The organism is Agrobacterium sp. P15N1-A, from assembly GCF_044626815.1.
In the GTDB taxonomy this organism is placed as follows: Bacteria; Pseudomonadota; Alphaproteobacteria; order Rhizobiales; family Rhizobiaceae; genus Agrobacterium; species Agrobacterium leguminum.
This window is the reverse complement of sequence record NZ_JBIUPF010000007.1, coordinates 344685-366269: the sequence shown is the minus strand read 5'-3', so window position 1 is coordinate 366269 and position 21585 is coordinate 344685. Positions and strand designations below refer to the sequence as shown.

The 21585-nt window shown below is 60.0% G+C and carries 16 protein-coding genes; 13 read left to right on the top strand and 3 right to left on the bottom strand.

All coding sequences use genetic code 11. From position 1 onward, the window contains the following. Window positions 1-13: 13 nt before the first annotated feature. Window positions 14-337 carry a phosphoribosyl-ATP diphosphatase gene (locus ACIK7D_RS22810; protein ID WP_020808715.1) on the top strand — a complete coding sequence of 108 codons (324 nt, stop codon included), beginning with the start codon at window positions 14-16 and terminating at the stop codon, window positions 335-337. Beyond that, window positions 334-1335: a type I pantothenate kinase gene (gene coaA, locus ACIK7D_RS22805; RefSeq protein WP_020808714.1), complete on the top strand. Its 1002-nt coding sequence runs from the start codon at window positions 334-336 to the stop codon at window positions 1333-1335. Before ACIK7D_RS22810 ends, coaA begins: the two co-directional genes overlap by 4 nt. Before the next feature lie 43 nt (window positions 1336-1378). On the opposite strand, the gene lysM is transcribed toward coaA, so the two are convergent. The 3 genes from lysM to ACIK7D_RS22790 all read right to left on the bottom strand — a co-directional run bounded on the left by lysM (window position 1379) and on the right by ACIK7D_RS22790 (window position 4072). Beyond that, window positions 1379-1828: a peptidoglycan-binding protein LysM gene (gene lysM / locus ACIK7D_RS22800; protein WP_080815405.1), complete on the bottom strand. Its 450-nt coding sequence runs from the start codon at window positions 1826-1828 to the stop codon at window positions 1379-1381. A gap of 86 nt (window positions 1829-1914) precedes the next feature. After that, on the bottom strand, window positions 1915-2349 hold the full coding sequence (arfB, locus tag ACIK7D_RS22795) for an alternative ribosome rescue aminoacyl-tRNA hydrolase ArfB (protein ID WP_020808712.1): 435 nt from the start codon (window positions 2347-2349) through the stop codon (window positions 1915-1917). Window positions 2350-2461: 112 nt separating this feature from the next. Further along, window positions 2462-4072: a phosphoenolpyruvate carboxykinase gene (locus tag ACIK7D_RS22790; RefSeq protein ID WP_137004156.1), complete on the bottom strand. Its 1611-nt coding sequence runs from the start codon at window positions 4070-4072 to the stop codon at window positions 2462-2464. A 339-nt stretch (window positions 4073-4411) separates the two neighbouring features. Here ACIK7D_RS22790 and chvI point away from each other — a divergent pair, with 339 nt between their 5' ends. From chvI to addA, 11 genes are all read left to right on the top strand, one after another. Then, a complete protein-coding gene (chvI, locus tag ACIK7D_RS22785; RefSeq protein WP_003505377.1) occupies window positions 4412-5137 on the top strand; it encodes a two-component system response regulator ChvI in 726 nt (241 codons plus the stop codon). 59 nt (window positions 5138-5196) lie between these two features. Further along, a complete protein-coding gene (gene chvG, locus ACIK7D_RS22780; protein WP_127756431.1) occupies window positions 5197-6987 on the top strand; it encodes a two-component system sensor histidine kinase ChvG in 1791 nt (596 codons plus the stop codon). Further along, a complete protein-coding gene (locus ACIK7D_RS22775) occupies window positions 6977-7441 on the top strand; it encodes an HPr kinase/phosphorylase (protein WP_400157417.1) in 465 nt (154 codons plus the stop codon). Before chvG ends, ACIK7D_RS22775 begins: the two co-directional genes overlap by 11 nt. A 125-nt stretch (window positions 7442-7566) precedes the next feature. Continuing rightward, entirely contained in the window at window positions 7567-7968 is a 402-nt protein-coding gene (locus ACIK7D_RS22770) for a PTS sugar transporter subunit IIA (RefSeq protein ID WP_003505374.1), read from the top strand. An 11-nt stretch (window positions 7969-7979) separates the two neighbouring features. Then, window positions 7980-8255 carry an HPr family phosphocarrier protein gene (locus ACIK7D_RS22765; RefSeq protein WP_003521181.1) on the top strand — a complete coding sequence of 92 codons (276 nt, stop codon included), beginning with the start codon at window positions 7980-7982 and terminating at the stop codon, window positions 8253-8255. Window positions 8256-8383: 128 nt separating this feature from the next. Next, the gene (gene ahcY, locus ACIK7D_RS22760; protein WP_035264116.1) at window positions 8384-9784 is read left to right on the top strand and encodes an adenosylhomocysteinase; all 1401 of its coding nucleotides are present in this window, start codon (window positions 8384-8386) and stop codon (window positions 9782-9784) included. Window positions 9785-9992: 208 nt separating this feature from the next. Then, the gene (locus ACIK7D_RS22755; RefSeq protein WP_400157416.1) at window positions 9993-12575 is read left to right on the top strand and encodes an ATP-binding protein; all 2583 of its coding nucleotides are present in this window, start codon (window positions 9993-9995) and stop codon (window positions 12573-12575) included. Further along, the gene (gene tsaE, locus ACIK7D_RS22750; RefSeq protein ID WP_400157415.1) at window positions 12572-14083 is read left to right on the top strand and encodes a tRNA (adenosine(37)-N6)-threonylcarbamoyltransferase complex ATPase subunit type 1 TsaE; all 1512 of its coding nucleotides are present in this window, start codon (window positions 12572-12574) and stop codon (window positions 14081-14083) included. Before ACIK7D_RS22755 ends, tsaE begins: the two co-directional genes overlap by 4 nt. Window positions 14084-14099: 16 nt before the next feature. Next, window positions 14100-14837 carry a nucleotidyltransferase family protein gene (locus ACIK7D_RS22745; RefSeq protein ID WP_400157414.1) on the top strand — a complete coding sequence of 246 codons (738 nt, stop codon included), beginning with the start codon at window positions 14100-14102 and terminating at the stop codon, window positions 14835-14837. Next, the gene (gene addB, locus ACIK7D_RS22740; RefSeq protein ID WP_400157413.1) at window positions 14834-18019 is read left to right on the top strand and encodes a double-strand break repair protein AddB; all 3186 of its coding nucleotides are present in this window, start codon (window positions 14834-14836) and stop codon (window positions 18017-18019) included. Before ACIK7D_RS22745 ends, addB begins: the two co-directional genes overlap by 4 nt. Beyond that, a complete protein-coding gene (addA, locus tag ACIK7D_RS22735) occupies window positions 18009-21566 on the top strand; it encodes a double-strand break repair helicase AddA (RefSeq protein ID WP_400157412.1) in 3558 nt (1185 codons plus the stop codon). Before addB ends, addA begins: the two co-directional genes overlap by 11 nt. Window positions 21567-21585: the final 19 nt, after the last annotated feature.

Below are 21585 nucleotides of genomic sequence, written 5' to 3'. Positions count from 1 at the left end.
TGCAGGAACTCCCATGAGCGCATTTTCCCTTTCCGATCTGGAACGCATCGTCGCGACACGCGCCGCTGCCTCTCCTGACGAATCCTGGACGGCCAAGCTGGTTGCTGCCGGCCAGGAGCGTGCGGCGAAAAAACTCGGCGAAGAAGCGGTCGAAGCCGTTATCGCGGCCATCGCGAAAGATCGCGACGGGCTGAAGAACGAGGCGGCCGATCTGCTCTACCATCTGCTGGTGGTGCTGAAGATCGCAGATATTCCGTTGGACGACGTTTTTGCCGAGCTGGAGCGCCGTACCGGGCAAACCGGCCTTGCGGAAAAGGCGGCGAGGCCGACATCATGAATGTCGAGGCAGGCAGCGGGGAGAGAGGCATGCCGAGCACACTCGATCATTTCCGACCGGATGAATATTCGCCCTATCACTTCTTCAGTTCGGAAGAATGGTCGAAGTTTCGTGCCGATACGCCGCTGACGCTTTCCGCCGACGAGGTCAAGCGACTGCGCTCGCTGGACGACCCGATCGATCTGGACGAAGTGCGGCGCATCTACCTGTCATTGTCGCGCCTCCTGTCATCGCATGTGGAGGCGTCGCAGCTGCTGTTCGAACAGCGCAACCGCTTCCTCAACATGGCGGATGTCAACAAGACGCCTTTCGTTATCGGCATTGCCGGCTCCGTGGCGGTTGGAAAATCGACGACGGCGCGTATCCTGAAGGAGCTTCTGGCGCGCTGGCCCTCCAGCCCCAAGGTCGATCTCATCACGACAGACGGATTTCTTTATCCGAATGAGGTTCTGCGGCGGGAAAACCTGATGGAGCGCAAGGGCTTTCCCGAAAGCTACGATATCGGCGCGCTCCTGCGTTTCCTCTCGGCGATCAAGGCAGGCCAGCCGAATGTGAAGGCGCCGCGTTATTCGCACCTGACCTACGACGTTCTGCCGAACGAATTCACTGTCATCGACCAGCCGGATATTCTCATCTTCGAAGGCATCAACGTGCTGCAATCGCGCGACCTGCCAGCGGGCGGGCGGATCGTTCCCATCGTTTCCGACTTCTTCGATTTCTCGATCTATATCGACGCTGACGAGGGCCTCATTCACAACTGGTATGTGAACCGGTTCATGAATCTCAGAAAAACCGCCTTCCGCGATCCCAATTCATTCTTCAACCGTTATGCCTCGATCAGCGAAGAGGCGGCGCTGAGCATCGCCGAAGGCCTCTGGCAGAACATCAACCTGAAGAACCTGAGGCAAAACATCGTGCCGACGCGCCCGCGCGCCGATCTTATCCTTCGCAAGGGCAAGAACCACCTGATCGACACGGTAGCGCTTCGCAAGCTGTGAAGATGCCGCGCGTGGCGGCATCTCCGGCGGTCAAAACCCGTTGTTACGCAAGGTCAGGAATACGCAGAACCTGCCCGGGATAAATCTTGTCGGGATGCGTCAGCATCGGCTTGTTGGCTTCGAAGATGATGTTGTTCTTCGCGCCATTGGCCTTGCCGTACTGGGCTTCCGCAATCTTCCAGAGATTGTCGCCCTTCTTGACCGTGTAGAAGACGGGTTCTTTCGCGGGCGCGTCAGTCACTTTCAGCTCACCGGCCTCGACCTTGGAAATGCCGAGCGTATTGCCGACCGCGATGACCGCCTTTTCGAAAACCGATTGGTCGGCCACTTCGCCCTTCAGAACGACCTTGTCGTCCACCACCTCGACCTGAACCTTGTCCGTGCCGAGATCGTGGGAAGCGAGTTCCTTCTTGACCGCTTCGACATCCGGGGCATCATCGCCGCCGATACCGAGCTTCTTCCCCGCTTCCTTGATGAAATTGAACAGACCCATAGCACCCTCCTTGGTTGTAGGGAGGCTTACCAGACGATATTTGAAGCTCTATGACAAGGGCGAAACATTCGCCGCCTCACCGTCGCTTATTCGCCCGAGGGCTTGCCGCGCATTTTCTTGATATCGGAGCGACCGGACTTCGCCTTGAGGCGGCGCTCGACCGATCCCTTGGTGGGCTTGGTGGCCTTGCGCACCGGCGGCGGCGGGGCGGCAGCTTCGAGGATCAGTTCCTTCAGCCGTTCGCGCGCGTCTTCACGATTGCGCTCCTGGCTGCGAAACCGGCTTGCCTCGATCATCAGCACGCCGTCTTTCGACACGCGCCTGCCACCAAGGCGCAGTGCATTGGTCTTTACCCGATCGGGAAGGGAGGGCGAATTGGCAATGTCGAAAAACAGCTGAACCGCCGTCGAGACCTTGTTGACGTTCTGGCCGCCCGGCCCGCCGGCCAGCACAAATTGCTCCGTCAGCTCCCAGCCGGCGATGGTGATACGGTTGCTGATGTAAAGCGGGTCGCTGGCCATGATCTTTCTCCGCGCCGGTGATGCCATAGATCGGCAGGAATGGAAACAGCAGGCCAAACGAAAGAACCCGGCACAAGGCCGGGTCCCCTCCTCCTCATAAATGAGGCTTCATTCATTCAGCCGCGAGCAAGAGGCCCGGCGCTGCGTCGCGAACCTTGCTGTCGACGTGGTCTTCGAACTTGGTGAAGTTGGTGACGAACATCGACACCAGCTTCTTTGCCTGCGCGTCATAGGCTGCGCCGTCGGCCCAGGTGGAACGCGGATCGAGGATTGCGCTGTCGACGCCGTCAAGCGACAGCGGCACGGCGAAACCGAAATTCGCGTCGGTGCGGAATTGTGCATTCTTCAGGTCGCCGGTCAATGCGGCGGTCAGAAGCGCGCGGGTCGCCTTGATGGGCATGCGCTTGCCGATGCCGTAAGCGCCGCCGGTCCAACCGGTATTGACCAGCCAGCAATCCACACCATGCTTGCCGATCAGTTCGCGCAGCAGGTTGCCGTATTCCGCCGGGTGGCGCGGCATGAAGGGTGCGCCGAAGCAGGTGGAGAAGGTTGCTTCCGGTTCGGTCACGCCCTTTTCCGTACCGGCGACCTTTGCGGTGTAACCGGAGAGGAAGTGGTACATGGCCTGTTCCGGCGTCAGCCGGGCAATCGGCGGCAGCACGCCGAAGGCATCCGCCGTCAGCATGATGATCGTCTTCGGATGGCCGGCAATGCCCGTTTCCGATGCATTCGGAATGAAGTGCAGCGGATAGGCGCTGCGGGTGTTTTCCGTCAGCGAATTGTCGTTGAAATCAGGAACGCGGTTTTCGTCCAGCACAACGTTCTCGAGAACCGTGCCGAAACGGCGGGTCGCGGCGTAGATTTCCGGCTCGGCTTCGGCCGAAAGCTTGATCGCCTTGGCATAGCAGCCGCCTTCGAAGTTGAAGATGCCGTGCTCGCCCCAGCCATGTTCGTCATCGCCGATCAGCGTGCGCGAAGGATCGGCAGACAATGTAGTCTTGCCGGTGCCGGAGAGGCCGAAGAACACGGCGGAATCACCCTGCGGACCGACATTGGCGGAGCAATGCATGGGCATGACGCCCTTGGCCGGCAGCAGGTAGTTCAGCACCGTGAAGACCGACTTCTTGTTTTCGCCGGCATAGGACGTGCCGCCGATGAGGACGAGGCCGTTGGTCAGATCGCAGGCGATGACGGTTTCCGAACGGACCCCGTGACGGGCAGGATCGGCCTTGAAGCTCGGCAGGTTGATGATGGTGAGCTTCTGCTTGAAACCCGCCAGTTTTTCCCGCTTCGGACGGATCAGGAGATTGCGGATGAACAGCGAATGCCAGGCAAGTTCGGTGACGACGCGTGTCGGCAGCGCATTTTCCTCATCGGCGCCGCCGATCAGATCCTGAACGTAGAGGGTCTTGCCGGCGGCATGGGCCAGCATGTCCTTGCGCAGCAGCTCGAAATTTTCCGGCGAAAGCGGCTTGTTGTTGTCCCACCAGATGGTGTTCTCGGTGGACGCGTCGCGGACGACGAATTTGTCCTTCGGAGAACGGCCCGTGTGCTGGCCGGTGACGGCGCGCAGCGCGCCATCGATGGTCAGTTCGGCTTCGCCATTGCGGATCGCCTCTTCGTATAATTCGCTCTCGTTGAGGTTATAAAAGACGCGGGAGGCCTCGCCCAGTCCGAGTTCCGCAACTCCATTGGCAGGATTATGAACCCCAAGCTCGTTCATGACGCGTTCCTTGTTAATGACGATAAGGACGTTGAAATTTCCTCGGAAAATACGTGGCAGCTTTTGGAAACGCAAGAGCCGAACTTTAAAAAACTTAGTGATTTCAATATATTAATCGATTTAAAAGATTTTATTTCTTTTTAAATCGGTTGAAGACGCATTAAAATCCAGCTGCGGCCTTTTCGCAAAATCCGCTCCCGCCTGACCCGCGATTTCGGAGCGAGTTTTCCTTTGCCACAATTTGTTCCACCTTTATACTCAAGAGAGTGGCTCGCGGCGCACAACCTTGGCTGGGTGAATGTCGGGAGTTACGAGAAAATGACGATGGAGACCAACTACATGCAGACGATCGCGCTTGTCGACGACGACCGGAATATTCTGACTTCGGTATCGATCGCGCTCGAAGCCGAAGGCTACCGGGTCGAAACGTATACGGACGGCGCTTCCGCGCTTGACGGGTTGATCGCCCGTCCGCCGCAGCTCGCCATTTTCGATATTAAGATGCCACGCATGGACGGCATGGAGCTTTTGCGGCGTCTTCGCCAGAAGTCGGATCTGCCGGTGATCTTCCTCACCTCCAAGGATGAAGAGATCGATGAATTGTTCGGCCTGAAGATGGGTGCGGACGACTTCATCACGAAACCCTTCTCGCAGCGCCTTCTGGTGGAACGCGTCAAGGCCATCCTTCGCCGCGCCAGCAGCCGTGAGGCGTCCGCCGCAACCGGCAGCGTGCTGAAGCCGACCGCCGATCAGCAGGCGCGCACGCTGGAACGCGGGCAGCTCGCCATGGACCAGGAACGCCACACCTGCACCTGGAAGGGTGAGCCGGTGACGCTGACGGTCACCGAATTCCTCATCCTGCATTCGCTGGCGCAGCGGCCGGGCGTGGTGAAAAGCCGCGACGCGCTGATGGATGCCGCCTATGACGAACAGGTCTATGTGGACGACCGCACCATCGACAGCCACATCAAGCGTCTTCGCAAGAAGTTCAAACTGGTCGATGGCGACTTCGATATGATTGAAACGCTTTATGGCGTAGGATATCGCTTCCGCGAAGCGGCTTGAAGAAGCCGACTCGCGCAGAAGGGACCACCCGATATGGGGGGTGGTGAGGACTTGAATACGTGTTGAAGAAAACGCCGGAAACCGTCTCGGACAGCGACGATGCCGAAGAACGCGGCAGCGAACGCCGCCATCGTATCCATCCGCTGACGATCATCCGGCGCATTTTCGGCAATGCGGTGTTTTCCAGCCTCACGCGCCGCATCCTTTTTTTCAACGTCGCGGCGACGGTGGTTCTGGTCGGCGGCATTCTCTATCTCAACCAGTTCCGCGAAGGGCTGATCGATGCGCGCGTGGAAAGCCTGCTGACGCAGGGTGAGATCATCGCCGGCGCTGTCTCCGCTTCCGCCTCGGTCGATACCAATTCGATCACCATCAATCCGGAAAAGCTGCTCGAATTGCAGGCGGGGCAAAGCATCACCCCTGCCCCCAATGACGAGGATTTAAGTTTCCCGATCAATCCGGAGCGGGTGGCACCGGTGCTGCGGCGACTGATTTCACCGACGCGCACACGCGCGCGGTTGTTCGATGCCGACGCCAATCTGCTGCTCGATTCCCGTCATCTTTATTCGCGCGGTCAGGTGCTGCGCTTCGATCTGCCGCCGGTAACGCCGGAGACGCAGACCTGGGGCGACTGGTTCACCAGCATGTTCAACCGCATGCTGCAACCGAGCAGCCTGCCGCAATATAAGGAAGCGCCTGGCGGCGACGGCTCGATCTATCCGGAAGTGATGAATGCGCTGACGGGTGTGCGCGGCGCGGTGGTGCGCGTTACCGAAAAGGGCGAGCTGATCGTTTCAGTCGCCGTGCCGGTGCAACGCTTCCGGGCGGTGCTCGGCGTTCTGCTGCTCTCCACGCAGGCGGGCGATATCGACAAGATCGTGCATGCGGAGCGTCTTGCCATCATGCGTGTCTTCGGCATCGCCACGCTGGTCAATATCGTGCTGTCGCTGCTCCTGTCCTCGACCATCGCCACGCCGCTGCGGCGGCTTTCCGCTGCCGCAATTCGCGTGCGCCGCGGGGCGAGAACCCGCGAGGAAATACCGGATTTCTCGGCGCGTCAGGATGAGATCGGCAATCTTTCGATTGCGCTGCGTGAAATGACGACGGCGCTTTACGACCGCATCGACGCCATCGAAAGCTTCGCCGCCGATGTCAGCCATGAACTCAAGAACCCACTGACCTCGCTGCGCAGCGCCGTGGAAACCCTGCCGCGCGCCAGGACCGAAGAGTCGAAACAGCGCCTGACCGAAATCATCTTCCACGATGTGCGCCGCCTCGACCGCCTGATCAGCGACATTTCGGATGCCTCGCGGCTCGATGCCGAACTGGCGCGCGCCGACGCCTCGCCGCTCGATCTCGATGTGCTGATGAAGGGTCTGGTGGACATATCCCGCCAGATAAGCACCAAGAAGAAAAGCGTGACGATCGACTATGTTGTCGACCGGAAAGCGGGCGCAAAGACCTCCTTCGTGGTAAATGGCCACGATCTGCGTATCGGCCAGATCGTAACCAACCTCATCGAGAATGCGCGCTCCTTCGTTGCCGAAGAAAGCGGTCGCATCACCGTTCGCCTCTCCCGTCACAAGGATCGTTGCATCGTGCAGGTGGAGGATAACGGGCCCGGCATTCAGGCCGAAGACATCGACCGGATTTTCGAGCGCTTCTACACCGACCGGCCGGCGAGCGAAGGGTTCGGACAGAATTCCGGCCTTGGCCTTTCCATCAGCCGTCAGATCGCCGAAGCCCATGGCGGCAGTCTGCGGGCGGAAAACGTGGTCGACAAATATGGCGTGATTTCCGGCGCGCGCTTCACCCTGTCGCTGCCGGCGGCCGAAACCCATGAACGCTGAACGCTTCAACCTGCACGCCACCGCCATCACCGTTCAAGACACCGGCATCCTTTTCGTCGGACCGTCGGGCAGCGGCAAGAGCGAGCTCGCCTTCAGCTTCCTGACGGAGGCGGAACGCTGCGGATTGCCGGCGGCGCTGATCGCGGACGATCAGATTTTCGTGTATCGCGATGGCGACAACATCATTGCCGAGCGGCCGGAAGCAATCGCCGGCCTGCTGGAATTGCGCGGCAGCGGCATTGTTTCCGTCAAAAGCGTTGCGCGCGCTCCACTACATTTTGCCGTCACGACAGTTCTTTCAGGGACAAATTCAAGACTTCCCGAAGACGACGAGGTGTTTTCCCTGCCCTGCGGCGGGCATATCAGGCTTCTGCGCATTCCGCTTTCCAGTCTTACGCCCTATGGAAAATTTGCTGCACTTGCTCAGAATCTTTTTGAAACGAATGTGAAGTGACGATGATTCGGGCGATTTTAGGCTTGCGATTCGCATTTTCCTCATCAAGATGAAATCCCACCGATGGACAGGATTGCCGCGTTGCGATAGTCGGCAATGAGAGTGCGTGTGCAAGGGAGCATTTCATGATCGGACTAGTGCTTGTCACCCATGGCAAGCTGGCTGAGGAGTTTCGCCATGCGTTGGAGCATGTCGTCGGTCCCCAGAAATTGATCGAGACGGTCTGTATCGGTCCCGAAGACGACATGGATCAGCGCCGGCAGGATATCATCGACGCCGTTGCACGCGCCAATGACGGCAATGGCGTGATCATCCTGACGGACATGTTCGGCGGCACGCCTTCCAATCTCGCGATTTCCGTCATGAATAACGGCAATGTCGAAGTCATCGCAGGGGTCAATCTTCCCATGCTGATCAAGCTTGCCGGTGTTCGCAGCGAAGATAATATGGACAAGGCCCTTCAGGACGCATCCGATGCCGGCCGCAAATATATCAACGTCGCCAGCCGCGTTTTGAGCGGCAAGTGAGAAGTCAGCCCATGTCGCCATTCTCCCGGGAACTACCGATCATCAACAAACGCGGTCTTCACGCCCGGGCTTCTGCTAAATTCGTGCAGATGGTCGAAGGTTTTGACGCGACGATCACGGTTTCCAAGGATGGCATGACCGTTGGCGGCACCTCCATCATGGGCCTGATGATGCTGGCGGCCAGCCCCGGTTGCAGCGTTTATGTCGAGGCGAGCGGTAATCAGGCGAAAGAAGCGCTTGAAGCACTGGAGGCGCTTGTTGCCGACCGCTTCGGTGAAGAAGCCTGAGCCGGCACCATATAAAGACATAAAGACTTCTTTATATCATCATTGCCAGATCGTTCGTGGCCTGCTAAACCGCTGCTACGTTTAAGAGCCGGGCCGCAAGGCGCGGCGTTTCTGATCTGGAGAACTTCATGAGCCTTGAGAAGGACTACATCGTCGCCGATATCAACCTTGCCGCATTCGGCCGCAAGGAACTGGACATCGCCGAAACCGAAATGCCGGGCCTGATGTCCTGCCGCAAGGAATTCGGCGAAAGCAAGCCGCTGAAGGGCGCACGTATCACCGGTTCGCTTCACATGACGATCCAGACCGGCGTTCTCATCGAGACGCTGAAGGAACTCGGTGCGGACATCCGCTGGGCGTCCTGCAACATTTTCTCGACGCAGGATCATGCGGCGGCGGCCATTGCGGCAGCCGGCATCCCGGTATTCGCCGTCAAGGGTGAAACCCTGACGGAATATTGGGAATACACCGACAGGATCTTCCAGTGGGCCGATGGCGGCCTCTCCAACATGATCCTCGACGATGGCGGCGACGCCACCATGTACATCCTGCTCGGCGCACGCGCCGAAGCCGGTGAGGACGTTCTTTCCAACCCCGGTTCGGAAGAAGAGGAAATTCTCTTCGCGCAGATCAACAAGCGCCTCAAGGCTTCGCCCGGCTGGTTCACCAAGCAGCGCGACGCACTGAAGGGTGTAACGGAAGAGACCACCACGGGCGTTCACCGTCTTTACGATCTCAGCAAGAAGGGCCTGCTGCCCTTCCCGGCGATCAACGTCAATGACAGCGTCACCAAGTCGAAGTTCGACAACAAATACGGCTGCAAGGAATCGCTGGTGGACGGCATTCGCCGCGCAACCGACGTGATGATGGCCGGCAAGGTTGCCGTGGTCTGCGGTTACGGCGATGTGGGCAAGGGTTCTGCCGCCTCGCTGCAGGGCGCCGGCGCCCGCGTGAAGGTCACCGAAATCGACCCGATCTGCGCGCTTCAGGCCGCCATGGACGGTTTCGAGGTTGTTCGCCTGGAAGACGTCGTCTCTTCCGCTGATATCTTCATCACCACGACAGGCAACAAGGACGTGATCCGCATCGAGCATATGCGCGAGATGAAGGATATGGCGATCGTCGGCAATATCGGCCACTTCGACAACGAGATTCAGGTCGCATCGCTGCGTAACCTGAAGTGGACGAACATCAAGCCGCAGGTCGACATGATCGAGTTCCCGAAGGGCAACCGCATCATTCTTCTGTCGGAAGGCCGCCTGCTGAACCTCGGCAACGCCACCGGTCACCCGTCCTTCGTCATGTCTGCGTCCTTCACCAACCAGGTGCTGGGCCAGATTGAGCTCTTCACCAAGCAGGGCGAATACAAGAACGAAGTTTACGTGCTCCCGAAGCACCTCGACGAGAAGGTCGCGCGTCTTCACCTTGAGAAGCTCGGTGTGCGGCTGACCGAACTTTCTGATCTGCAGGCAGATTATATCGGCATCTCCAAGGAAGGTCCGTTCAAGGCGGAACACTACAGATATTAATCTCATAGTTAATATCCACTGAAATTACACAATATCTAGATGCCGCGCGCTTGACAAAGCGCGCGGCATCTTTTTTGCGCGCTCCCTTTTCGCAGATTTATGAAGGCGGTATTGTCATCAGACTTGATTCGGACACGTCAAAGGGCGGCGGGGACGAAATGGGATGTCTTGTCGAAGATGCGGCACATAGGACGGAGACAGACCGGGGATGTCGGTTCAAAATTCGGATCTGCGCAAGCAGACAGTTCAACGCGTTGAAAACACGCAAGCGGGCGTGGCATTGAGCGCGGCTCTCGCGCGTTGCCGGCAGGTCGTCAGTGCGGTTCGGACAGGCTTTGCGAGGCTTCCTGTCCTGATGTCGGGCACGGTTCTGGCCGGCTCGACAACCGTTGTGATGGCTCAGGACGGGCTTGTGGCAAAGACCGGCGCGCGGTTGTTCTCCTCCGGAGAAACCATCACCTATTCGCTTTTCGTCGGCATGCTTTCGGCAACGCTGTTTTCCGTCGTCTGGCTGGTGCGCCAGCGCGGTAATATCGAGGCGGAAAGCAGCGAATACAGACAGGCGCTTGCCCAGTCCCACCACAAGATCGCGAAATACGAAGCGTTGATTTCCGACAGGAGCCGCCGCATCGTCATCTGGGACGGTGCGGACAAGCGGCCCGAATTTTTGGGACAGCTGCCGGCCGAGACGGGTGTGCCGCTGGCGGATCAGGATTTTCTGGCTTTTGGCCGCTGGCTGAAACCGGCATCCGCAAGCCAGCTTGAAAAATCCATCGAAAAACTCCGCAGCCATGCCCAGAGCTTCGACCTGACCATCGAGACGCAGCGCGGCGAAGTCATTGAAGTTCAGGGCCGGGTTTCCGGGGGCAATGCCTTTGCGCGTTTCATAGCCCTCAACAATCTGCGCGCCGAACTCGCTGAATTGCAGGTGGAGCGCGAGCGCCTGATCGCTTCCGTCTCGACCTTTCAGGAACTTCTTGATTCCATCGAGCAGCCCGTCTGGCGGCGCAATGGCGAAGGTGACCTCATCTGGGTCAACCACGCCTATGCCCAGGCGGTGGATGCCCGTGACACCGAACAGGCCGTTCATGAAAAACGCGAACTTCTGAACACGGTTACCCGGCAGAAGATACGCGCGGCCGCGACACCGGAATCGCCCTATCACGACCGTATTTCGACGGTGGTTTCCGGAAACCGCACCTTCTTTGACGTTGTCGACATCAAGACGGCGGGTGGGTCCGCCGGCATCGCCATCGATGCCACCGAGGCCGAGACCATCGGCGAAGAACTTAAACGGGTTCTGAAGAGCCACGCCGAAACGCTCGATCATCTGGCAACGCCTGTCGCCATTTTCGACGGCCGGCAGCGGCTGCAATTCTATAATCAGGCTTTTGCGGCTCTCTGGGGTCTCGATCTCGTTTTCCTCGAATCCAGCCCTGACAATTCCGAGCTTCTCGACAGGCTGCGCACCGCCGGCAAATTGCCGGAGCAGCTGAACTGGAAGAACTGGAAGGAGACGGCTCTTTCCGTCTATCGTTCGCTGGATACCAAGACTGATCTCTGGCACCTGCCGAACGGCCAGACCCTGCGGGTCATCGCGACTGCCCATCCGCAGGGCGGCGCAACCTGGGTTTTCGAGAACCTGACCGAGCAGGTCGATCTGCAGATGCGTTACAACACGCTGGTGAAGGTGCAGGGCGAAACCATCGACCATCTGGCCGAAGGTGTGGCCGTGTTTGGCGCGGACGGGCGCATTCGCCTCTCCAACCCGGCATTCCGGGCGCTCTGGGGCGTGACTGCGGAACAGGCCGAGACCGGCACCCATATCCGCGCCATCGAAACCGCCTGCACGCAATCCTATGACCGGCCGGACGGCTGGCGCGCCTTCAGCCAGTTCATTACCAGCTTCGACGATGAGCGGCCGTCGCGGCAGGGCACGCTGGAACTGCTTTCCGGCCTCGTGCTCGACTACGCCATCATTCCGCTGCCGGACGCGCAGACCATGCTGACCTTCGTCAACATGACCGACAGCGTTCGGGCCGAACGGGCACTGAAAGAAAAGAACGACGCGCTTCTGAAGGCCGACGAGCTTAAGAACGATTTCGTGCAGCATGTTTCCTACGAGCTGCGTTCGCCGCTAACGAATATCATCGGCTTCACCGATCTCCTCAAGACACCCGGCATTGGTCAATTGACGGAACGGCAGGCGGAATATCTCGATCATATTTCCACTTCGTCCTCGGTGCTCCTGACCATCGTCAACGATATTCTCGATCTCGCGACCGTCGATGCCGGCATCATGCAGCTCAACTATTCGGAAAACGATCTGAACGAATTGCTCGACGATGTTTCGGTGCAGATTGCCGACCGGCTGCAGGAGAGCGGAATTTCGCTCGAGATCGTTGCACCGGCCCATCTCGGCAGTCTGGTGGCCGATCACCAGCGGCTGAAGCAGATTCTCATCAAGCTCCTGACCAATGCGATCAATTTCGCGCCCGAAGGTTCCTCCGTGCAGCTTTCCTGCCAGCGCAGCGAAGGCGACTTCGTGTTCTCGGTGGCGGATAAGGGTCCGGGCATTCCCGAGGACATGTTGAAGAGCGTGTTCGACCGCTTCTCGACGCGCGGCAATGGCGGGCGGCGAACCGGTGCGGGGCTTGGTCTTTCCATCGTCGAAAGCTTCGTCAGCCTGCATCATGGCACCGTCAGCATCGACAGCCGGCCCGGCAACGGCACCATCGTCACGTGCCGCATTCCTTCCGGCACACGGCCGCATTCCATCGCCGCAGAATGAGCGAAGACATCTTGCCGATCACCATTCCCCTTGCGGGAGAAAAAGACACCATCAGGCTCGGTGAAGACCTTGCGCTGGCTTTGAAACCCGGTGATTGTCTCGCACTGATCGGCGATCTTGGCGCCGGCAAATCGACGCTTGCCCGCGCCTTCATCCGGGCAATGGCGGACGAGCCGGACCTCGAGGTTCCAAGCCCCACCTTCACGATCATCCAGACCTATGCCGCCCGCATTCCAGTCGCCCATCTCGATCTCTACCGGCTTTCCGATGTTTCGGAACTGGACGAACTCGGTATCGATGAGATGCTGGAGGATGGCATCTGCCTGATCGAGTGGCCGGATATAGCCGCCGAGATTCTGCCGTCGGAGCAGACCGTAACGCTCCGGCTGACGCATTCCGGCGAAGGGCGGCTCGCCTCCATCGAGGCTCCGGCAAAGCTGAAAGCCCGGCTTGAACGGGTTTTCGCCATCCGCGCATTTCTCGCAAGAAATGGCAAGGGCGATGCGGCACGGCGTTTTCTGAGCGGTGACGCCTCCACTCGCGCCTATGAGACCGTTTCAACTGATGGCCCGGACCTTATCCTTATGGATTGGCGACGGCCCATGCGAGGAGCGATCGTCGCTGACGGGAAGACCTATGCGGAAATCGCCCATCTTGCCCAGGATGCGCGTTCCTTTGTGGCAATCGGCAATTATCTGAGAAATAGCGGCTTTTGCGCGCCGGAGATTCTGGCGGCGGATACCGATCAAGGCATTCTCCTGCTGGAAGACCTCGGGCAGGAGGGGGTGCTGGCGCCTGACGGAACGCCGATAGAGGACCGCTATCTGCAAAGCGTCGCCTGTCTCGCCGCCCTTCATCAGGCCCCGCGGCCCCGGCTGCTGCCAGTGGGTGACGGCAGCGCCTATGAGGTTCCCCCGTTCGACCGGCAGGCGATGAAGATCGAGGTTTCGCTGCTGGCGGAGTGGTATCTGCCGCATAAACGCGGTAAATCGCTCACCGATAGCGAAAAGAGCGATTATTACGCTCTATGGGACACACTGATCGACCAGCTCGCCGACTGCGAGACGGGAATTGTGCTACGCGATTTCCATTCGCCCAACCTTATATGGCAGCCGCAGAATAGTGGCATCCGGCAGGTCGGCCTGATCGATTATCAGGACGCGATGATCGGTCCGAGCGCTTACGATCTTGCCTCCATCGTGCAGGACGCCCGTGTCACCATCTCACCCGAATTGCAGGCGCGCCTGCTTTCGCACTATCTCGACAGCAGGAGAAACGCGCCCTCTTTCGATGAGGCTGCTTTCCTCAAGGCTTTCGCCATCATGTCGGCGCAACGCAACTGCAAGCTCGCCGGTATCTGGGTGAGGCTGTTGGAACGGGACGGAAAACCCGGTTATATGAAACATATGCCGAGGACGTTCCGCTATCTCAGTGCAGCGCTTTCGCATCCGGAACTCGCACCGCTCAAAGACTGGTGCCTGCGCATGGGCATGGAATTCGACGACTGAAAGACGGTTGACCACGATGACGATTAAAAATGCGATGGTGCTGGCCGCCGGGCTTGGCACGCGGATGCGCCCGATCACGGATACGATCCCGAAGCCGCTCGTCCAGATCGCGGGCAAGCCGATGATCGATTATGCGCTCGACGCCCTTGTCGAAGCCGGTGCGGAAACCATTGTCGTCAATGTTCATCACCACGCGGAACAGATGGTCGCCCATCTTGAGCAGCGCACCGACGCCGAAATCCTGATTTCCGACGAGCGGTCGCAACTGATGAATTCCGGCGGCGGTCTCGCCAAGGGCCTGAAGCTTCTGGAACCCGGCCCGGTCTTTGTCATGAATGCCGATCTCTTCTGGATTGGCGAGCAGTTGAATGCGGTCAGCAACCTGCGCAAGCTTGCACAATTCTTCGACCCGACCCGAATGGACATGGCGCTGCTCTGCGTCGACATGGACCGCACCACCGGGCACAATGGCAAGCGGGATTTCAACCTCTCCGCCGATGGGAAACTGACGCGGTATCGCGATGGCGATCCGAACCCCGTGGTTTATGCCGGAGCCATCGCCATGAATTCGCGACTGCTGGACGATGCGCCGGCGGATGCCTTCAACCTCAATATCTATTTCGACCGCGCCATTGAAAGAGACCGGCTTTTCGGGCTTTCTCTGGATGGTCACTGGATCACCGTCGGTACGCCCGATGCGATAGAAGACGCCGAAAGCATCATCCGCCAATTCAGGGAAAAACGCTCTGCATGACGCTCACCCACCACGCAAAGCGCGTTCTGACGATCGCTGCGGGAACACCGTTCCTCAAGACGGTCGCGGAAACGCTGTGCGACGGGACACTGACAGCCGGCTATAAATACGACCCAGCCGATCCGCTGTCACTTGCCAAGGTGACGATCTATGTGCCGACGCGGCGCTCCGCCCGTGTGCTGCGCTCCGAATTCGTCGATCTTCTGGGCGGCCGGTCCGCCATTCTGCCGCTGATCCGACCGCTCGGCGAAACGGATGACGACAGCGGCTTTTTCGAGATCGAAAATCCTGAAATCATGGATCTGGCGCCGCCGATTTCCGGCACCGGCCGGCTGATCGAACTGGCGCGTCTCATTCTCGCCTGGCGCAACAGCCTGCCGGACGCCATACGGGCAATTCACTCGGATTCGCCGCTTGTCGCCCCCGCCAGCCCCGCAGACGCCATTTGGCTGGCGCGTGCGCTTGGCGAGGTGATCGACGCCATGGATACGGAAGAAAAGGACTGGGAAGCGCTTCAGCATCTCGATACTGGCGATCATGCGCAATGGTGGCAGCTGACGGCGGATTTCCTGCGGATCGCCAGCGTCTTCTGGCCGGCGCGGCTTGCCGAACTTAACCGTTCCTCGGCCGGCCGGCATCGCAACGCCATCCTGCGGGCGGAAGCGAACCGGCTTGCCAATTTGCCGGATACGGGACCGATCATCGTCGCCGGGTCGACGGGTTCCATTCCTGCCGCAGCCGATCTCATCGCAGCCGTTGCGGCACTGCCCCAAGGTACCGTCGTACTTCCGGGTCTCGACCTTGCCATGCCGGAAGAGCAATGGGAGGCAATCGCCGAGGACCCTACCGATCCTTCGAGCCGCACCCACTCGCAATATGGGCTTTATATGCTGCTGCAGAAGCTCGGCATACTGCGCGACGACGTGGTTCAGATCGGCACCATCGATGGCGACCTGGAAAAGCGCGCAGCCGTGTTTTCGGCCGCACTCGCACCGGCCAAATCCACCAGCGATTGGAATCGCTGGCGTGAGGACAGGGAACCCGGCTTTTTCGACGACGCCTTCGCGACGGCCACGCTGATAGAAGCCGCCAATGAGCGCGAGGAAGCGACGGCCATCGCGGTGGCTTTACGGCTGGCGCTTGAAGCGCCCGGCGCTGGACGTCCGTCTCAGGCAGCGCTGATAACCCCAGACCGCGGACTGGCGCGGCGCGTGGCGACGGAACTCCAGCGCTTCGGCATCGAAGCCGACGACTCGGCCGGTACGCCGCTTTCCGCCACCCCGCAAGCGGGGCTGACGCAACTGGCGCTGGAAGCCATTCTGAGGCCCGGCGACCCGGTGCCGATTATCTCCCTTCTGAAACATCCGCTCAGCCGTTTCGGGCTTTCCGATGAAGCTTTCGCGAAAGCCTCCAAAGCGCTCGAGCTGATCGCGCTGCGCGGCGGCCGTTTGGAGACCGAAATCGGCAATCTGGAAGCGGTTCTGGAGGCGCAGCTTCTGGCGCAGCGCGACGACCGGCACCCGCCTGCCTGGCGGCTGGCGCTGCCGGAGGCAAGCGCGGAGGCCGCGCGCGATCTGGCAAGGCGGATTGCCGTTGCGACGGAGCCGCTCAGCTCCGCCTTTGTCCGCAGAGATCGGTCCGGCCGCGCCTTCACCGATAAATTGCCATTGTCCGTTTGGGCGGAGCGGACGGGCCGCGTGATCGAAGCCATCTGCGCGGATGAAAACAGCGATCTTGCAGCGCTCTGGTCCGGTGAAGCGGGAGACAAGCTTTCCGAGCTGTTCGGTGAGCTGATGGAAAGCGGCGAAATCCTCGATGCGGATGGACCGCAATGGATCGATATCTTTGCGGCACTGGTAGCCGGTGAATCGATCAAGCCACGATCGATGCGCCATCCGCGCATTTTCATCTTCGGCGCGCTTGAGGCGCGGCTGCAAAGCGTCGATACCGTCGTTATCGGTGGCCTTAATGAAGGGCTCTGGCCCGGCCAGACGGCGAATAATCCATTCCTGTCCCGCACCATGAAGACCGCCATTGGCCTCGAACCGCCGGAACGGCGCATCGGCCAGCTGGCGCATGATTTCGAGATGGCAAATGGCACCCGGCAGATTTTTTACACCCGCGCGCTGAGGCAGGGCTCAACGCCCGCTGTCGCCTCACGCTGGCTGCAGCGCCTTCTGGCGCTGGGCGGCGAGGATTTTGCCGATAAACTCAGGAAGCGCGGCGAGACCTATCGTCATTGGGCGGGATTGATGGATGAAAGCATCGATCAGGAAGCGGCAAAGCGCCCTGCCCCGAAACCGCCAGCCGCGTTGCAGCCGACGCGCTATTCCTTCAGCGAAGTGGGCCGCCTGCGCCGCGACCCATATTCGATCTATGCGCGACGCATCCTGAAGCTGGACCCGCTCCACCCCTTCAATCGCGATCCGAACGCCGCCGATCGCGGCACGCTCTATCACGCGATCATCGAGCGCTATTCCCGTGAGGGACATATTCCCGGCACACCGGCCTCGCTTTCGGCCATGCAGCGCATTCTCGACGAATGTTTCGATGCGGAAAACCTGCCTCCCCATGTGGATGTCATCTGGCGGCCGCGTTTTGCAGCGGTAGCGCGCGCCTTTATCGACTGGGAAAAAGAACGTCATCCATCCATTCGCCACAGCTTCTACGAGGCTCGCGCCGGGCAGGAAATCGTCGAGGCGGGCATAAGGCTGACGGGGATCGCCGACCGCATCGACATCAAGACAAACGGTCAGGCGGATATTATCGACTACAAGACGGGGCTTGCGCCTTCCGTCAATCAGGCGCGCTCACTGCTCGACCCGCAGCTTGCGCTGGAGGCGGCCGCACTGATGCGCGGCGCCTTCCGCGAAGCCGGTTCGCCCACACCGGAAAACCTCATCTATGTTCGCCTGCGGCCGGGCGAGCGTTTTTTTGCCGATCAGGTCAATAACGAACATTCCAGCCGAAGCGGCAAAAGACCGCCTAAATCGGCGATTGAGCTCGCGACGGAATCGATCGAACAGCTCACCAAATTCGTTCATTCCCTGCGCAATGGCGAAAACGGTTTCGCCTCCCGCCTCGTGCCGGAAGAGCAGCAATCCTATGGCGGGGAATATGACCACCTCGCCCGCGTTTCGGAATGGTCGACGGCAGAAGCGGGAGATGGCGATGACGATTGATCCCTTCGACGCCGGCCCCGCCGCCGACACGCCTGAAAGCTGGATCGACTGGACCAGCGCCCGGCAGCGGCTTGCCTCCGATCCTGCCAGTTCCGCGTGGGTGTCGGCCAATGCCGGCTCAGGCAAGACCCATGTTCTGACCCAGCGCGTCATCCGCCTGCTTCTGGCCGGATGCCGACCCTCGGCGATTTTGTGCCTCACCTATACCAAGGCCGCGGCGTCGGAAATGTCGAGCCGTGTCTTTGACCGTCTGGCGGAATGGGCTACTTTGCCGGATTCCGACCTCAAGGACCGCATCGCCGCCATCGAGGGCAAGGCGCCGGACCGCATCAAGCTTGCCGAAGCGCGCAGGCTGTTCGCCAAGGCGCTGGAAACACCGGGCGGGTTGAAAATCCAGACGATCCACGCCTTCTGCGAGGCGCTGCTGCATCAGTTCCCCCTGGAAGCCAATGTCGCCGGCCATTTCTCCGTTCTTGACGACCGCGCCGCAACCACGCTGCTCGCCGAAGCACGCCGTTCGCTTTTGACGGCGGTTTCGATGGAGCGGGACGCGGAGCTGGCGCAATCGCTCGCTTACGTGCTCGATCTGGCGGACGAAAGCGGTTTGGAATCGCTACTTTCCGCCATCATCGCCAATCGCAGCGCCCTTCGCGCCTTTCTTCTGGACGCCAAACAGTCAGGCGGCATCGATGCGCGGTTGCGGCAGGCGATGCAGATCGCAGATGGGGAAACCGAAGAAACCGCGGCAGCCGCCTTCTGGCCTTTGCCCGGTCTTTCAGGCCTTGCGCTCGATACGTATCTCACCCTTGCCGACGAGGTGGGTGGAACACGCGTCATCGAAGTCGCTTATGCGCTCCGGGAGGCAAAACGACAGTCGGACCCCGTGCGGCGGATGGAGTTCATCGAAGCGGCGCTGCTGACAGCCAAAGGCGAAAAGAAATCGGATGCCTATGTCATCAACAAGGTCATGCAGAAATCCGCCCCCGAACTTCTCGATGCGCTGACACTGGCGCGGGACCATGTCGTTTCCTGCCGCAACCGATATCGTCTGGTGCGGATGCTGGCGGCGACAAAATGCGCCCTTGTTCTGGCCGAAAGGCTGATCGGCGATTTCGAAGACCTGAAGAAACAGCGAAGCCAGCTCGATTTCGAAGACCTGATCGAGCGCGCGGCCAACCTTCTCAACCGCGATACGGCTGGCGCCTGGGTGCACTACAAGCTGGATCAGGGCATCGACCATATTCTCGTTGACGAGGCGCAGGATACCAGCCCGGTGCAATGGTCGATCATCCAGTCGCTGGCGGCGGATTTCTTCACCGGCGAGAGCGCCCGCCTGGGACGGCGCACGCTTTTTGCCGTGGGCGATGAAAAACAGTCGATCTATTCATTCCAGGGCGCGCGGCCGGAACGGTTTTCGCAGGAGCGCGAAGAGACCAAAAAGCGCGTCGATTCCGTCGAGCAGGCCTTTCACCGCATCCGCCTGCCGCTTTCTTTCCGGTCCACGGAGGATGTTCTGGCCGCCGTCGATCAAGTGTTTTCAGACCCGAATAATGCCAGCGGTCTCAGTGCCGATAACGAGCCGGTGGAACACCGATCCAACCGCGCCGGCCATCCCGGCACCGTGGAGGTGTGGGACATGGTGGCGCCGGAAACCGCCGAAGACGAAGAGGATTGGACAGCGCCCTTCGATGCCTTGCGTGAAAGTGCGCCGGCCACCATCGTCGCCCGCCGGATCGCCGCCCGCATCGCCGATATGATCGGAAGCGAGACCATCATCGAAAAGGGCGTCGAGCGCGCCGTGGAGCCCGGCGATATTCTGGTTCTCGTCAGAAAACGCCATGCCTTTGTCAACGCGCTGACCCGGGAGCTGAAACGACGCAAGAACATCCCCGTTGCCGGTGCCGACCGCCTTCGCCTGACCGACCACATTGCCGTGCAGGATCTTCTGGCGCTCGGACATTTCGTTGTCCTGCCCGAAGACGATCTTTCGCTCGCCGCATTGTTGAAGAGCCCGCTCTTCAACCTGACCGAAGATGACGTTTTCAACATCGCCGCCACGCGATCGGAAACGGAGAGCGTGTGGAAACGGCTGCAGATCCTTTCGCAGGAAGAGAACAGCCATCTTTCCACCGTTACCGCCAGGCTGGAAGGTTTCATCGCGCTTTCTAAGACGGCCACCGTGCATGATTTCTTTGCAGCGGTCCTGACCCTGCATGACGGGCGCAAAAAATTCCTCGGCCGGCTTGGCAATGAGGCGAGCGACGTTCTGGATGAGTTCCTGTCCTTTGCGCTGGCCCACGAAAGAACCGGTCTGCCCGGCCTTCAGGCCTTTCTCTCCGTTCTGGAAACCGATTCACCGGAAGTGAAACGCGAGCAGGACAAGGACCGTGGCGAAGTGCGCATCATGACCGTGCACGCCTCCAAGGGCCTTGAGGCGCCGGTCGTTTTTGTCGTCGACGGCGGTTCGAAGGCCTTCAATCACAGCCATGTGCCGAAACTGCGCTTTGTCGAAGCGGGTGACGACGCTTTCCCGGTCTGGCTGCCCGGCAGCGGCTTTTCAAACCACCTCATTCGCTCGGACGAAGAACGGCTGAAGACGGCCGCCGAAGACGAATATCGACGGCTGCTTTATGTGGCGATGACGCGCGCCGCCGATCACCTCGTCGTCTGCGGTTATCGCGGTCAGAAGGAAAATCCCGAATGCTGGCATGCCATCGTCAAGGCGGCGCTTGCCAACAATGAAGACCATTGCAAGCCGCAGCTTTTCACGGCCGATGGCGAGGAATGGCAGGGGCTTGTCTGGCGTAAATCCGAGGCTCGCGTGACGTCTCTCCCGCAAAAACTGCCGGAGAAGCAGCAGGACGAAGAATATGCTCTTCCGGCCGGGCTGCTTGCTCCACTGCCTGCCCTGCCCTCCTTGCCAAGGCCGCTCAGCCCCTCCGGTGCAGGCACGATCATTGATGACGGTGCGGATGATCTTGCCGTGCGTTCGCCGCTTTTCGGCGAGAAATCCGATGTTTCTTCGCTGGCGCTACAGCGCGGCCGGCTGGTGCATCGCATGCTGCAGGCGTTGCCGGATTTTGCCGAGACGGAGCGGGAAGAGGCTGCCCGCCGCTATGCGGAGCGAGCGGCCCGTTTCTGGCCTATGGCCGAACGCGAGCATTTGATCCGGGCGGTTCTGCGGGTCATCTCCGAACCGGCGGTGCAACCGGCCTTTTCCGCCAACAGCCGCGCGGAAATCTCCATCATGGGCACGATGACGATCGGCCGGCAGCACTATGCCGTCTCCGGCCGTGTCGACCGGCTGGCAGTGGATGGTGATCGCGTTATTCTGGTCGACTACAAGACCAACCGGGTTCCGCCGCGCACGGCGCGCGAGATACCTTTCTCCCACACCGCGCAGCTTGCCATCTATCGCGAAATTCTTGCACCGCTCTATCCCGGCAAGGAATTTGTCTGCGCGCTGATCTATACGGAAAATGCCGCTTTTGTGCGGGTTGACGATGATGCAATGACGCAGGCTCTTGCCGCAATAAAGACAAAGTGAGATACCGGGGCATTGAAAT

Excerpts from the sequence above, each read along its gene's own strand:
- ACIK7D_RS22810 (WP_020808715.1), top strand. The coding sequence starts at position 14 with ATGAGCGCATTTTCCCTTTCCGATCTGGAACGCATCGTCGCGACACGC.
- coaA (WP_020808714.1), top strand. The coding sequence starts at position 334 with ATGAATGTCGAGGCAGGCAGCGGGGAGAGAGGCATGCCGAGCACACTC.
- lysM (WP_080815405.1), bottom strand. The coding sequence starts at position 1,828 with ATGGGTCTGTTCAATTTCATCAAGGAAGCGGGGAAGAAGCTCGGTATC.
- arfB (WP_020808712.1), bottom strand. The coding sequence starts at position 2,349 with ATGGCCAGCGACCCGCTTTACATCAGCAACCGTATCACCATCGCCGGC.
- ACIK7D_RS22790 (WP_137004156.1), bottom strand. The coding sequence starts at position 4,072 with ATGAACGAGCTTGGGGTTCATAATCCTGCCAATGGAGTTGCGGAACTC.
- chvI (WP_003505377.1), top strand. The coding sequence starts at position 4,412 with ATGCAGACGATCGCGCTTGTCGACGACGACCGGAATATTCTGACTTCG.
- ACIK7D_RS22775 (WP_400157417.1), top strand. The coding sequence starts at position 6,977 with ATGAACGCTGAACGCTTCAACCTGCACGCCACCGCCATCACCGTTCAA.
- ACIK7D_RS22770 (WP_003505374.1), top strand. The coding sequence starts at position 7,567 with ATGATCGGACTAGTGCTTGTCACCCATGGCAAGCTGGCTGAGGAGTTT.
- ACIK7D_RS22765 (WP_003521181.1), top strand. The coding sequence starts at position 7,980 with ATGTCGCCATTCTCCCGGGAACTACCGATCATCAACAAACGCGGTCTT.
- ahcY (WP_035264116.1), top strand. The coding sequence starts at position 8,384 with ATGAGCCTTGAGAAGGACTACATCGTCGCCGATATCAACCTTGCCGCA.
- ACIK7D_RS22755 (WP_400157416.1), top strand. The coding sequence starts at position 9,993 with ATGTCGGTTCAAAATTCGGATCTGCGCAAGCAGACAGTTCAACGCGTT.
- tsaE (WP_400157415.1), top strand. The coding sequence starts at position 12,572 with ATGAGCGAAGACATCTTGCCGATCACCATTCCCCTTGCGGGAGAAAAA.
- ACIK7D_RS22745 (WP_400157414.1), top strand. The coding sequence starts at position 14,100 with ATGACGATTAAAAATGCGATGGTGCTGGCCGCCGGGCTTGGCACGCGG.
- addB (WP_400157413.1), top strand. The coding sequence starts at position 14,834 with ATGACGCTCACCCACCACGCAAAGCGCGTTCTGACGATCGCTGCGGGA.
- addA (WP_400157412.1), top strand. The coding sequence starts at position 18,009 with ATGACGATTGATCCCTTCGACGCCGGCCCCGCCGCCGACACGCCTGAA.